Source organism: Pseudomonas sp. GM_Psu_1, assembly GCF_026544185.1.
GTDB classification, from domain to species: Bacteria; Pseudomonadota; Gammaproteobacteria; order Pseudomonadales; family Pseudomonadaceae; genus Chryseomonas; species Chryseomonas oryzihabitans.
Window position 1 is genome coordinate 157126 of the sequence record NZ_JALNUX010000006.1, and the last position, 13027, is coordinate 170152.

At 67.9% G+C, this 13027-nt stretch carries 14 protein-coding genes; 9 read left to right on the top strand and 5 right to left on the bottom strand.

Going from position 1 to position 13027, the window contains the following annotated elements; translation table 11 throughout:
* Together OXS31_RS12460 and OXS31_RS12465 are read right to left on the bottom strand one after the other, a co-directional pair.
* The gene (locus tag OXS31_RS12460; protein ID WP_267399263.1) at nucleotides 1-1440 is read right to left on the bottom strand and encodes a pitrilysin family protein; all 1440 of its coding nucleotides are present in this window, start codon (nucleotides 1438-1440) and stop codon (nucleotides 1-3) included.
* The gene (locus OXS31_RS12465; protein ID WP_027602918.1) at nucleotides 1437-2804 is read right to left on the bottom strand and encodes a pitrilysin family protein; all 1368 of its coding nucleotides are present in this window, start codon (nucleotides 2802-2804) and stop codon (nucleotides 1437-1439) included. The genes OXS31_RS12460 and OXS31_RS12465 overlap by 4 nt, the downstream gene beginning before the upstream one ends.
* A 202-nt stretch (nucleotides 2805-3006) precedes the next feature.
* On the opposite strand from OXS31_RS12465, the gene ftsY reads away from it, so the two are divergent.
* The 4 genes from ftsY (at nucleotide 3007) to rpoH (ending at nucleotide 7155) form a co-directional block, all read left to right on the top strand.
* On the top strand, nucleotides 3007-4461 hold the full coding sequence (ftsY, locus tag OXS31_RS12470) for a signal recognition particle-docking protein FtsY (protein WP_144947551.1): 1455 nt from the start codon (nucleotides 3007-3009) through the stop codon (nucleotides 4459-4461).
* A complete protein-coding gene (ftsE, locus tag OXS31_RS12475; RefSeq protein ID WP_007161647.1) occupies nucleotides 4458-5132 on the top strand; it encodes a cell division ATP-binding protein FtsE in 675 nt (224 codons plus the stop codon). Before ftsY ends, ftsE begins: the two co-directional genes overlap by 4 nt.
* Nucleotides 5129-6139 carry a permease-like cell division protein FtsX gene (gene ftsX / locus OXS31_RS12480; protein ID WP_007161648.1) on the top strand — a complete coding sequence of 337 codons (1011 nt, stop codon included), beginning with the start codon at nucleotides 5129-5131 and terminating at the stop codon, nucleotides 6137-6139. The genes ftsE and ftsX overlap by 4 nt, the downstream gene beginning before the upstream one ends.
* A 161-nt stretch (nucleotides 6140-6300) precedes the next feature.
* Nucleotides 6301-7155 (top strand): RNA polymerase sigma factor RpoH, encoded by an 855-nt coding sequence (gene rpoH, locus OXS31_RS12485; RefSeq protein WP_007161649.1) that lies wholly within the window; start codon nucleotides 6301-6303, stop codon nucleotides 7153-7155.
* A gap of 174 nt (nucleotides 7156-7329) precedes the next feature.
* On the opposite strand, the gene OXS31_RS12490 is transcribed toward rpoH, so the two are convergent.
* Entirely contained in the window at nucleotides 7330-7779 is a 450-nt protein-coding gene (locus OXS31_RS12490) for a GNAT family N-acetyltransferase (RefSeq protein WP_267399266.1), read from the bottom strand.
* A complete protein-coding gene (gene mtgA, locus OXS31_RS12495; protein WP_007161651.1) occupies nucleotides 7776-8477 on the bottom strand; it encodes a monofunctional biosynthetic peptidoglycan transglycosylase in 702 nt (233 codons plus the stop codon). The genes OXS31_RS12490 and mtgA overlap by 4 nt, the downstream gene beginning before the upstream one ends.
* Before the next feature lie 68 nt (nucleotides 8478-8545).
* Between mtgA and OXS31_RS12500 the strand changes: the two genes are divergently transcribed.
* The 5 genes from OXS31_RS12500 (at nucleotide 8546) to OXS31_RS12520 (ending at nucleotide 12701) form a co-directional block, all read left to right on the top strand.
* Complete coding sequence (locus OXS31_RS12500; RefSeq protein WP_058791484.1) at nucleotides 8546-8923, top strand: DUF423 domain-containing protein; 378 nt, start codon at nucleotides 8546-8548, stop codon at nucleotides 8921-8923.
* Between the two features lie 93 nt (nucleotides 8924-9016).
* The gene (gene thiS, locus OXS31_RS12505; protein ID WP_108582373.1) at nucleotides 9017-9217 is read left to right on the top strand and encodes a sulfur carrier protein ThiS; all 201 of its coding nucleotides are present in this window, start codon (nucleotides 9017-9019) and stop codon (nucleotides 9215-9217) included.
* 19 nt (nucleotides 9218-9236) lie between these two features.
* Nucleotides 9237-10019, top strand: a complete 783-nt coding sequence (locus tag OXS31_RS12510; protein ID WP_007161654.1) for a thiazole synthase — start codon at nucleotides 9237-9239, stop codon at nucleotides 10017-10019.
* 68 nt (nucleotides 10020-10087) lie between these two features.
* Nucleotides 10088-10798 carry a tRNA (guanosine(46)-N7)-methyltransferase TrmB gene (gene trmB, locus OXS31_RS12515; protein ID WP_027598891.1) on the top strand — a complete coding sequence of 237 codons (711 nt, stop codon included), beginning with the start codon at nucleotides 10088-10090 and terminating at the stop codon, nucleotides 10796-10798.
* A 169-nt stretch (nucleotides 10799-10967) separates the two neighbouring features.
* Nucleotides 10968-12701, top strand: coding sequence for an EAL domain-containing protein (locus tag OXS31_RS12520; RefSeq protein ID WP_027598890.1), 1734 nt, complete (start codon nucleotides 10968-10970; stop codon nucleotides 12699-12701).
* On the opposite strand, the gene OXS31_RS12525 is transcribed toward OXS31_RS12520, so the two are convergent.
* Nucleotides 12698-13024 carry a DUF3392 family protein gene (locus tag OXS31_RS12525; RefSeq protein WP_007161657.1) on the bottom strand — a complete coding sequence of 109 codons (327 nt, stop codon included), beginning with the start codon at nucleotides 13022-13024 and terminating at the stop codon, nucleotides 12698-12700. The genes OXS31_RS12520 and OXS31_RS12525 overlap by 4 nt on opposite strands.
* Between the last annotated feature and the right edge of the window lie 3 nt (nucleotides 13025-13027).

Here is a 13027-nt window from a genome sequence, read left to right on the forward strand (position 1 = left end):
CTAGTGCTCCGGAACGCCGCTGGGCGGCAAGTTGGGAAGAGGGCGGGGGGGCGGCAGCGGCTGCTGGGCGACCCGCGGGCCGGCGCTGACCACGACGAAGCGCTCGGGATCGAGGTGGCGCTGCAGGGCCGCATGCACCTGTTCCACCGTCAGGCGGCGGACCTGCTGGAGGAAGTCGTCCAGGTAGCTGCTGGGCAGGTCGTAGAAACCGATGTTGCCCAGCTGGGCGACGATGGCGCCGTTGCTGGCGTTGGCCAGCGGGAAGCTGCCTTCGATCTGTCGCTTGGCGCGGTCCAGTTCGGCCTGGGTGGGACCCTGGGCCAGGTAGTCGCGCAGCAGGTCGCGGACCAGCGCCAGGGTGGCATCGCCCAGTTCGGCGCGGGTCTGCAGGCCGATGGTGAAGGGACCCGGCTGACACATGGGGGTGAAGCCCGAGCTGACGCCGTAGGTGAGACCGCGGCGTTCGCGCAATTCGGTCATCAGTCGACTGCCGAAACCGCCACCGCCGAGGATCTGGTTGCCGACGAAGAGGGCGGCATAGTCGGGATCGCGGCGGGTGATGCCGAGCTGACCGAGTAGCAGGCGGGTCTGCTGGGCCGGGACCTCCAGTTGCACCCGCGCCGGCGCGGCGGGAGCCGGCACGGGCAGCGGCGGCAGGGCCGGACCGCGGGGCAGGGCGCGCGACAGCTGGGCGGCGATCTGCTCGGCGCGGGTCCGATCCAGATCGCCGGTAAGGGCGATCACGGCATTGCCGGCGGCATAGGCGCGGGCATGGAAGGCCCGGAGGCTGGCCGCGTCCAGGCGGGCCAGGCCAGCGGCCGTGCCCCGTGGCGAATGGGCATAGGGATGGTCGCCGTAGAGGCGTTCCTGCAGCGCCTCACCCGCCAGGTTCGCCGGTTCGCGACGGCTGGCGGCGATCAGCGTCAGCAGCTGGTCGCGGATGCGCTGGATGGCCTCGGCGGGAAAGGTCGGGCGACCTACCACGTCGGCCAGCAGCGCCAGGGCCGGTTCGCTGTGGGCCGGATCGGCGAGGGTGCGCAGGCCGGCCACCGCCTGGTCACGATAGGCGCCGTTGCTGAAGTCGGCGCCCAGGCGCTCGAAGCCATCGGCGATGGCGCCGGCATCGCGTCCCGGGGTACCTTCGTTGAGCAGGCCGTTGGTCAGCATGGCCAGGCCCGGGGTGGCGCCATCCTGGCTGCTGCCGGCGGCAAAGATCAGGCGCACGTCAAACATCGGCAATTCCGGCGCCGGCACGAACAGCACCTGGGCGCCCTCGGCGGTGCGCCAGCGCTGGATGTCCAGCTGGCGCCCCAGGGGCGGCGCGTCCTTGAGCGTCTTGAGACTGTCCACGGCCGGATAGGCGCGCGCCAGATCGCCGACCGGGGTAGGGGACTGGCAGCCCGCGAGCAGGCACAGCGACAGCCAGAGCAGCGGCTTCATGGACGATTCTCCGCGGTGGCTGCGGGCTCGAGCTGGGCCAGGGTCAGGCGCTCGCGGGTGAAGTAGGTGCGGGCCACCCGGCGCAGGTCGTCGGGGGTGACCCGGCCCAGTTCGTCGAGCAGCCGATCCCCCTGGCGCCAGCCGAGGCCGACGCTTTCCAGCTGGCCGATGCTGCTGGCCTGGGCGGTGATGGAGTCGCGGCCATAGACCAGCCCGGCCACCAGCAGGGCGCGGACCCGGGCCAGTTCCTCGGTGCTGGGCGGCTCGCGCTTGAGCAGCTCCAGTTGCGCCCAGAAGGCCGCTTCCAGCTGATCGAGGGTCTTGCCGCGCGGGGTGTTGGGGGTGCCGCTGAGCAGGAAGAGGCTGTCACCACGGGTGTAGGCGCCATAGGCGGCGCGCACGCTGCTGGCCACTTCCGCGCCGCGTTCGAGACGGCTGGGCAGGCGCGCCCCCGAACCGCCGCTGAGCAGGGCGGCCAGCAGTTGCAGCGCATAGGCATCGCGCGGCTGGGCAGCGGTGGCCAGGCTGGGCACGTTGAAGCCCATCAGCAGGCTGGGCAGTTCGCGGGCCTGCAGGGCCAGGCGCCGCTCGCCCGGCGCCGGCAGTTCCAGCGGCCGCCGCGGCGCGGGCAGGTCGCTGCGGGGAATGCCGCCGAACCAGCGCTGCACCTCGGCGCGGATTGCCTGGGGTTCGACATCGCCGACCACCACCAGGGTGGCGTTGTTGGGTGCGTACCAGGTCTGGTACCAGCGACGCAGGTCGTCCACACCGAGGCGCTGCAGATCCTGGGGCCAGCCGATGGTGGGGTTGCGGTAGCCGCTGGCCGGGTAGGCGGCGGCCTTAAAGCGCTCGAAGGACAGCGCCTCGGGCCGGTCATCGGTGCGCAGCCGGCGTTCTTCCTTGATGACTTCCAGCTCGCGGCTGACTTCGTCCGGTTCCAGGCGCAGGTGCTGCATGCGATCGGCTTCCAGCTCCAGGGCCACGGGCAGGCGATCGCGGGCGAGCAGCTGGTAATAGACGGTGTAGTCGTCGGTGGTGAAGGCGTTTTCCTCGGCGCCCAGGTCGCGCAGCAGGTGCGAGGCCTCGCCGGCACCGAGCTTGCGGCTGCCCTTGAACATCAGGTGTTCCAAGGCATGGGACAGGCCGGTCGCCCCGGGCGCCTCAAGGCTCGAACCCACGCGGTACCAGAGTTGCACCACGGCGACCGGCGCCCGGTGATCTTCGCGGACCACCAGCTTGAGGCCGTTGTCGAGGGTGAATTCCTCGGTGTTCTGCCGGCTGGCCGTGGCCGTGGCCAGGGCGAAGGCGGGAAGCAGGCTGAGCAGGACGACCAGGGCGGTCCGACGGGAGCGGGAGGCGGGCATCGCGAGAGCAGGCCTTGTAGCGCGGTAGGGGACGAAGCGGCTGCGTCCTGGGGACGGTCGCGCGTTTTTCGCCGACGGGGAGGTCTTCCGCCCGGCAGGCTGCTAGGATACGCATCCCTTTTCCCGACGGCCATGCCTGACGGTCGAGCCCCGCCTGGCGGAGCTCCCGCAGCCGGTTCGTCCGTTCGATACAGAGCCCCGCATGTTTGGATCCGACGACAAGAAGTCTCCCGCCACGGAGAAGAAAGGCCTGTTCGGCTGGTTCCGCAAGAAGACTGCCGAACCCGTAGAGACGCCTGCCGAAGCCCCCGCGCCTGAAGCCGAGGAGCGCCTGCCCGAGCCGCTGGCCAGCGAGCCGGTGCAGCACCCGGAGCCGGTGCCCGAACCGCCGGAGGCGATTCCCTCGCTGACCCCGGTGCCGGTCGCCGAAGAGGAGGCGCCGTCGCCGGTGGCGCTCACGGCGCTGGTCGAGCCGCTGGTGGCCGATCCCATCGTGCCTCCGGTCGAGGTCGAGCCGGCTAGGGCGCCCGAGCCGGAGCCCGAGCCAGTGGCTGCGCCGGTCGCGCCGCTGCCTCCGGTTATGCCGGTGCCTGAGCCTGCTCCCGCCCCGGTCGTACCCGTTGCGCCCGTCGCCCCGGTCCGTCCTGAGCCCGAGGTGGTTGCGCCCGAACCCGAACCCGAACCCGCTCCACCCGCTGTCGCCGCCACCCCGGCCGAACCGGCCAAGCTGGGCTTCTTCGCCCGCCTGCGCCAGGGCCTGTCCAAGACCAGCGCCAGTCTCGGCGAAGGTATGGCCAGTCTGTTCCTCGGCAAGAAGGCCATCGACGACGACCTGCTCGAAGAGCTGGAGACCCGCCTGCTGACCGCCGACGTCGGCGTCGAGGCCACCGGCGTCATCATGCGCAACCTGACCCAGAAGGTGGCGCGCAAGCAGCTGGCCGACAGCGAGGCGCTCTATCAGGCGCTGCAGCAGGAGCTCACCGAGATGCTGCTGCCGGTGGAACAGCCCCTGGTGATCGATACCTCGCACAAGCCCTATGTCATCCTGGTTGTCGGCGTGAACGGCGCCGGCAAGACCACCACCATCGGCAAGCTGGCCAAGCGGCTGCAGAACGAAGGCAAGAAGGTCATGCTGGCGGCCGGCGACACCTTCCGTGCCGCAGCGGTCGAGCAGCTGCAGGTCTGGGGCGAGCGCAACCGCATCCCGGTGATCGCCCAGCACACCGGCGCCGATTCCGCCTCGGTGATCTTCGACGCCGTCCAGGCGGCCAAGGCCCGCGGCATCGATGTGCTGATCGCCGACACTGCCGGCCGGCTGCACACCAAGGACAACCTCATGGAGGAGCTGCGCAAGGTGCGCCGGGTGATCGGCAAGCTGGACGAGGCGGCGCCCCACGAGACCCTGCTGGTGCTGGACGCCGGTACCGGCCAGAACGCCCTCAACCAGGCCAAGCAATTCCACAACGCCGTGCCCCTGACCGGCCTGGCGCTGACCAAGCTCGACGGCACCGCCAAGGGCGGGGTGATCTTCGCCCTGGCCAAGCAGAGCGCCCTGCCGATCCGCTATGTCGGCGTCGGCGAGAGTATCGACGACCTGCGGCCCTTCGAAGCGCGGCCCTTCGTCCAGGCCCTGTTCGCGGAGCGGGGCGTCTCATGATCCAGTTCGACCGCGTCTCCAAGCGCTATCCCAACGGTCACGTCGGCCTGCAGGAACTGAGCTTCCGTGCCGAACGCGGCGAGATCCTCTTCGTCACCGGGCATTCCGGCGCCGGCAAGAGCACCCTGATGCGGCTGATCCTGGCCATGGAAAGGCCCACCGGCGGCAAGCTGACCCTGGCCGGCCAGGACATCTCGCGCATCACCAATGCGCAGATTCCCTTCCTGCGCCGGCAGATCGGCGTGGTCTTCCAGAACCACCAGCTGCTCTATGACCGCACCGTGTTCGACAACGTCGCCCTGCCGCTGCAGATCCTCGGCCTGTCCAAGCCCGAGATCGCCAAGCGCGTGGCCGCGGCCCTGGAGCGGGTCAGCCTCAAGGACAAGCTCGACGACTATCCGGCCGAGCTCTCCACCGGCCAGCAGCAGCGGGTCGGCATCGCCCGCGCCGTGGTGCATCGGCCGGCCCTGCTGCTCGCCGACGAACCCACCGGCAACCTCGATCCGCGCCTGGCCTCGGAGATCATGGGCGTCTTCGAGGACATCAACAGCCTCGGCACCACGGTGCTGATCGCCAGTCACGACCATGCCCTCATCGCCCGGCTGCACCATCGCATGCTGACCCTGCAGCGCGGCCGCCTGATCGGCGACGAAGAGGAGAGCCAGCCATGAGCGCCACCGAACTGCCCCGTGGCCAGGAACAGGGCGGCAAGCCCCAGCGTCCGCAGCGCCAGGCCCCGAAGAAACCCAAGAGCGACTGGCGCAGCCCGCTGCATGCCTACCTCGAGGCCCACCGCACCGGTCTGAGGGACAGCCTCAGGCGCATGGTGCAGCAACCCATAGGCACCTTCCTCACCTGCCTGGTGATGGGCATTGCCCTGGCGCTGCCCATGGGCGTGTCGCTGCTGCTGAAGAACGTCGAGCGCCTGGGCGGCTCCTGGCAGCGCGCGGCGCAGATCTCGGTGTTCCTCGACCTGCGCACCGGTCAGGACCAGGCCGAGGTGCTGATGAGCCAGATCAAGGTCCTGCCTGATGTGGCCGAGGCACGCTGGATCAGCCCGGACGACGCCCTGAAGGAATTGCAACAGGATGCCGGCCTCGGTGAGGCGCTGCGCGAATTGCCGCAGAATCCGCTGCCCGGCGTCATCGCCGTGACCCCCAAGGAAATCGACAAGAGTCGCCTCGACATGCTGCGCAGCCAGCTGGCCGAGATGAACGGCGTGCAGCAGGTGCAGCTGGACATGCAGTGGGTCGAGCGCCTCACCGCCATCCTCAAGCTCGGCGAGCGCTTCGTCTTCGGCCTGACCGTGGTGCTGGTGATTGCCCTGCTGCTGGTGATTGGCAATACCATCCGCCTGGCCATCGAGAATCGCCGCACCGAGATCGAGGTGGTCAAGCTGGTGGGCGGTACCGACGGCTACGTGCGCCGGCCCTTCCTCTACATGGGCGCGCTGTTCGGCCTGGGCGCCGGCATCGCCGCCTGGGCCCTGCTGGTGTTCGGCCTGAACTGGCTGAACGCCGCGGTGCTGGATCTGGCCGGCCTCTACGGCAGCGATTTCGCCCTGGGCAGCGTCGCCCTCGAGGACGGGCTGCAGCTGCTGATCGGTGCGGTGCTGCTCGGCTACATCGGCGCCTGGCTGGCGGTTGCCCGTCATTTGCGCGAACTCGCCCCGCGCTGACGAACGGCCGTTTCCGAAACCTCCGGAAACGGTCTAAACCCCTGATGGCACACGGCTTTCACGGTAGTTTTCAGCTGGGGTTAAGGGAACCTCGGCTAGTCTGGCGCTGTCCAAAAAATCAGTGTTAGACTGCCCAGTGCTTAGTGAATCGGAGGATTCGCATGACCACTTCGTTGCAACCTGTTCCTACATTGGTTCCCGGCGCCAGCCTGGAAGCCTATGTGCATTCGGTGAACAGCATTCCGCTGCTCACTCCGGAGCGGGAGCGTGAACTGGCCGAGCGCCTCTTCTACAAGGAAGACGTCGAGGCCGCCCGGCAGTTGGTGCTCGCGCATCTGCGTTTCGTGGTGCATATCGCCAAGAGCTATTCCGGCTATGGTCTGGCCCAGGCCGACCTGATCCAGGAAGGCAACGTCGGCCTGATGAAGGCCGTGAAGCGCTTCAATCCTGAAATGGGCGTACGCCTGGTATCCTTTGCCGTGCACTGGATCAAGGCCGAAATCCACGAATTCATCCTGCGCAACTGGCGGATCGTCAAGGTCGCCACCACCAAGGCGCAGCGCAAGCTGTTCTTCAACCTGCGCAGCCAGAAGAAGCGGCTGGCCTGGCTGAACAACGACGAGGTCCATCGTGTGGCCGAAACTCTGGGCGTCGAGCCCCGGGAAGTGCGCGAGATGGAAAGCCGTCTGACCGGCCATGACATGGCCTTCGACCCGGCCAGCGATGCCGATGACGACGCGGCCTATCAGTCGCCGGCCCAGTACCTGGAAGACAGCCGTTACGATCCGGCGCGTCAGCTGGAGGAAGCCGACTGGACCGACAGCTCCACTGCCAATCTGCACGAGGCCCTGGAGCGCCTGGACGACCGCAGCCGCGACATCCTCTACCAGCGCTGGCTGGCCGAGGAAAAGGCGACGCTGCATGAGCTGGCGGCCAAGTACAACGTCTCGGCGGAACGTATCCGTCAGCTGGAGAAGAACGCGATGAACAAGCTCAAGGGCAACATCGCCGCCTGATCCGGTTTGGGCTCGAAAAGCCGCGCCCCAGCCAGGGCGCGGTTTTTTTATGGTCGTGATCCCAAGAATGCTGCCCGAGTGTCTGCCAGGGCGGCAAATTTCACAGCATTCTCGAGCCGCGAACGCTCCAGCTCCGGGAGCCCGGGTCGAGGAGGGGATTCAGCGCTTGCCTTGCTAGGCCTCAGCCAGGCGCAGGTGCAACAGCGGAAAGGGCCGGCCCTGGCCGTCCAGTGGAGAGCGGCCCACCTGCTCGAAACCAAGGTGCCGATAGAATCCCAGGGCCTGGGGATTTTGCTCGTTGACGTCGACGTGGCGGATGCCCCGCTCAATGATGACCTGCTCCACCAATTGCCGCCCTATACCGGTGCCCCGGACCGCGTTGGACACGAACAACATCTCCAGGCGGTCGCCGTCGGTACCGGCGAAGCCTTGGATGACGCCCTGGCCATCGCGGTAGACCCGCAAGTCCACTGCCGGCAGCGCGTAGTCGCGAACCAGGCGGCGCAACGGATCGATGTCCGCTTCATCGAGAAAATCATGAGTTGCCCGGACCGCCTCTTCCCAGACCTCTAGCAGGCGGTCGAAATCCGCCGGCGATCCCTGCTGAATTTGCCCCTGGTTCATTGCCCGGTCATTCGCCGCAGGTAGTCGCTGCCGCCCAGCTGGCGTTCCTGCTGGCGGATCCAGGCGGCGCGTTCGGCGACGTAGGCGCTGGGGCGGCTCGGGCTCCATTCGCGAGGATTGGGCAGTACCGCGGCCAGCAGGCTGGCCTGGCGGTCGGAGAGATAGGGCGCACCTATGCCGAAATGGTGGCGGGCCGCGGCCTCGGCGCCGAACACGCCGTCGTCCCATTCCACGCTGTTGAGATAGACCTCGAGAATGCGCTGCTTGGACCAGAAGGTTTCCAGCAGCACGGTGAACCAGGCTTCGAAGGCCTTGCGCAGATAGCTGCGGCCGCTCCAGAGAAAGAGATTCTTGGCGGTCTGCTGGCTGATGGTACTGGCGCCGCGCAGGGAGCCGCCGGCTTCATTGTGGCTGAAGGCCTGGCGGATCGCCGCCATGTCGAAGCCCCAGTGCTCGGCGAAGTGCTGGTCTTCACCGGCGATCACCGCCATCTTGAGATCGTCCGGCAGTTCCTTCCAGGGCCGCCAGTCGCGCTGTAGATCGATGGGCTTGCCGTCGATCCAGGATTCGACCTTGCGCTCCACCATCAGCATGCTGCCCGGCGGCGGGACCCAGCGCAGGATCAGCACCAGGGCGGCGCTGAGGGCGGCGAACCAGAGGGCGATACGCAGGAGACGGCGGAGGAGGGTGAGCAGCATCGGCTTGGTCTTTGGCGGTTAGCGGGCCATTATAACCAGCGCTTCTCTCCCATCGCCCGGTAAAACCCATGTTGCGTCTCTTCCTGCTGTTCGCGGCCCTGGCCGGCTTCACCGGTGTCGGACTCGGCGCCTTCGCCGCCCACGGACTCAAGGGCCGGCTCACCGCCGACTACCTCGCGGTGTTCCAGACCGGCGTGCTCTATCAGCTCATCCACGCCCTGGCGCTGTTTGGCGTCGCCCTGCTGTCGCTGCACTTCCAGGGGCGCCTGGTGGCCTGGGCCGGTGGCTTCTTCATCGCCGGCATCCTGCTGTTTTCCGGCAGTCTCTATCTGCTGACGCTGACCGGCTTCTCGCGGCTGGGCATCATCACTCCCTTCGGCGGCCTGTGCTTTCTCGCCGGCTGGGCCTGCCTGGCCATCCTCGCCTGGCGCCTGAGCAGCCTCTGAGCGCGCACTGGCCGTCGTTCCCGGCCCGGCGCCGCTGCAATGAACGCCCGACCGGCGTAGAATGCCGGCTCACCCCGTGACGATGCCTTTGCCATGCAGATCCTGTTGAACGGCGAATTCCTTGAATTGCCGGACGGTGCCACCGTCGCCGACCTGCTCGTGCGTCTCGACCTGACCGGACGGCGAGTGGCGGTGGAACGCAACCTCGACATCGTGCCGCGCAGCCAGCACGCCACCACCGCCCTGGCGGACGGCGACCGGCTGGAAGTGGTCCACGCCATCGGCGGCGGCTAGCCGCGAAAGAGGAATCCAGATGAAAGACACTCCCTTCACCCTGGCCGGGCGTACCTATGCCTCGCGCCTGCTGGTCGGTACCGGCAAGTATCGTGACCTCGAAGAGACCCGCGTGGCCATCGAGGCCTCCGGCGCCGAGATCGTCACCGTGGCGGTGCGCCGCACCAACATCGGCCAGACGCCCGGCGAGCCCAATCTGCTCGACGTGATCTCGCCCGAGCGCTACACCATCCTGCCCAACACCGCCGGCTGCTATGACGCGGTGGAAGCGGTGCGCACCTGCCGTCTGGCGCGCGAGCTGCTCGACGGCCACAACCTGGTCAAGCTGGAAGTCCTGGCCGACCAGAAGACCCTGTTCCCCAATGTCATCGAGACCCTCAAGGCCGCCGAAACCCTGGTCGCCGACGGCTTCGACGTCATGGTCTACACCAGCGACGACCCCATCGTCGCCCGCCAGCTGGAAGCCATCGGCTGCATCGCGGTCATGCCGCTGGCCGGTCTGATCGGCTCGGGTCTGGGCATCTGCAATCCCTACAACCTGCGCATCATCCTCGAAGAGGCCAAGGTGCCGGTGCTGGTGGATGCCGGGGTGGGTACCGCCTCCGACGCCACCATCGCCATGGAGCTGGGCTGCGAAGCGGTGCTGATGAACAGCGCCATCGCCCATGCCCGCGAGCCGGTGCTGATGGCCGAAGCCATGAAGCACGCCATCGTCGCCGGTCGCCTGGCCTATCTGGCCGGACGCATGCCGCGCAAGCTCTATGCCACGGCGTCCTCGCCGCTGGATGGCCTGGTCAACTAGGACCTGGCGCCCTCCGTCACGCGCCCGGCCTCTGCCGGGCGTCTCTTTTTCCCACTATCGATAACGCCATGACCGATCATCAAGACGACCAGACCCCCGACCGCCCCCGGCGCACCATCAAGAGCTTCGTGATGCGCGCCGGCCGCATGACCGAAGGCCAGCAACGCGGTCTCGACCAGGGTTGGCCGCGCTTCGGTCTGGAGCTGACCGACGGCCTGCGGGATTTCGACCAGGTGTTCGGGCGCCAGGCGCCGCGCACCTTCGAGATCGGCTTCGGCATGGGCCATTCCACGCTGGAAATGGCCGCCGCCGCGCCGGAGCAGGATTTCATCGGCGTCGAGGTGCATCGCCCGGGCGTGGGCGCGCTGCTCAACGGTGCCATGACCCAGGGACTGACCAATCTGCGGGTCTACAGCTGCGATGCCCTGGAGGTGCTGCGCCAGTGCGTGGCCGATGCCAGCCTGGACCGGGTGCTGCTGTTCTTTCCCGATCCCTGGCACAAGAGCCGCCACCACAAGCGGCGGATCGTCCAGCCGGCCTTCGCCGAGCTGGTCAGGCAGAAGCTCAAGGTCGGCGGGGTGCTGCACATGGCCACCGATTGGCAGGCCTATGCCGAACACATGCTCGAGATCATGAACGCCGCCCCGGGTTACCGTAATCTCGGCGACGCCTCGGGCTATGTGCCGCGCCCCGAGGAAAGACCCATCACCAAGTTCGAGCGCCGTGGCGAACGCCTGGGGCATGGGGTCTGGGATCTCAAGTTCGAACGCCAGAGCTGACCGTGTATCGCTGACGAATCGAGCTTGAGCTGCCGAAGGGCAATTGGCATGATGGCCAATTGCCCTGCTGTGATGGCGGTTGCAGTCGAATTCACAGAGACATCTGGATGTCAGCCCTTCCCGAGAAAGCCAATCGGCTCCGCGCCGCCCTTCGTGCAGGCCGGATCCGATGACGGACCTGGTACGCCCCGACTCGCCGGCGGCCGAATTGCACGCCGTACGGCGTTGGCTCGAAGTCGAACGCAGCGCCCGGCAGCGCACCGAACGCTCGCTGCACCTCATCGCCTCGGCCTTCGCCCTCTGCCGCGACGCCATGGCCGTGCTGACCGAAAGCGGTCAGATCATCGAAGCCAATGACGCCCTGCGCGCCCTGATGCTCAGCGCGGAGCGCAGTGTCAGCGGCCAGTACCTGTCGCACTACATCAAGTTGCCCGAGGCGGCTATCCGCACCTTCGAGCGCGACGGCTATGCCCTGTGCGAAGCCCAGTTCCACGTCTCCGCCAAGCGCGTCACGCCGGTGGAGATCAGCCTGAGTCGCTTCGCCGGCGAGGCGGATCGCGAAGGCTATGTGGTCGCCAGCCTGAGGGACATCACCGAGCGCAAGCGCGCCGAGCAGGCCCTGGAACGCATGGCCCTGAGCGATGCCCTGACCCAGCTGCCCAACCGGACCTCCTTCTACCAGGCTTTCGAGACGCGCCTGCAGAAGCTGGAGGAGACCGGCAACCTGGCGGTGCTGTTCATCGATGTCGATGGCTTCAAGGAGGTCAACGACTCCCTGGGCCATGCGGCCGGTGACGAGTTGCTCTGTGCCCTGGTGCGGGAGTTGCGCCAGGTGCTGGGCGCCGGCGAGGTACTGGCGCGCTGGGGTGGCGATGAATTCGTTGCGCTGCTGGACGTGAGCGATCGTGATCAGGCCCGCCAGGTGGCCGAGCAGCTGGTGCAGGCGGTGGGTCGCCAGCAATGCATCGCCGGCCACGATATCCGCGTATCGGCCAGCATCGGCCTGAGTCTGGCGCCCGAAGAGGGGCTGGATGTGGAGACCCTGTTGCGCAACGCCGATGCCGCCATGTACGCGGCCAAGGCGGCCGGCAAGAGCCGGGTGCGCTGCTACGATCCGCAGCTGACCAGCGAGGCGCGCAGCAAGGTGACCCTGCTGGCCCATCTGCATGGCGCCATCGAGGCCGAGCTGATCACCTTTGTGCTGCAGCCCAAGTTCGATGCCCGTCAGCGCATGATCAGCGCCGAGTTGCTGGCGCGCTGGAATTGTCCGGGCGTCGGCGCCGTGCCGCCCAATGTCTTCGTCGCCCTGGCCGAGCAGAACGGCATGGCCTCGGCCCTCGGGCGCCTGGCCATCCGCCGCGCGGCCGGTTGCGCCCGGGCCCTGCAGGACGCCGGCCTGCAGATCCCGGTGGCGGTCAACATCTCGCCGCTGCAGGTGGCCGATGATGAACTGGTCGAAGTCCTGGCGGCGGCCTGCGCCGAATTCGCTATCGCGCCCAGGGCCCTGGAGCTGGAGGTGACCGAGTCGGTGTTCCTGCAGAAGGGCACCCCGGAGCGGCGCCTGGCCCTGTTGCGCGAGCAGGGCTTTCGGGTGGCGATGGATGACTTCGGCACCGGCTATTCGTCGCTGGGCTATCTGCACCGCTTGCCCTTCGACACCATCAAGATCGACCGCAGCTTTCTGCTGGCGGTGGACGCCGACGACAGATCCCGGCAGTTGCTGGCCGGCATCGTCAGCCTGTGCCGCGCACTGGACATGCAGATCGTCGCCGAAGGGGTGGAAACCCAGGCCCAGTTCGAATTGCTCAAGGACCTGGGCGTGGACACCTTCCAGGGCTTCCTGCTGGGGCGCCCGCAGTCACTGGAGTGCCTGCTGGACGCTATCCGCGCCGCCGACCGCTAGCCGCGACGCTCGGCCAGCACGCCCAGCAGGCAGACGCCGATCAGCAGCACCGGGGCCAGGGCGTAGTTGTTGAACTGCGCCAGGCCCTTGACCACCCAGGGGGTCAGGAAGGTCATGGCGGCGCCATAGATGGCCAGGCAGGCCAGGGCGAAGGCCGGGACCCGGACGGCGGTCGGCAGGCTGCCCAGGCGCGCCTGGATGAAGGCGTTGACCTGGCTGCCGAACAGCACCAGCAGGGTGGCGGTGACCGCCAGGGCCACCTCGTCCAGGTGGCTGCGACTCCAGCGGGAGAGGTCGGCGATATGGTCGAGTACGAAGTCCAAGGC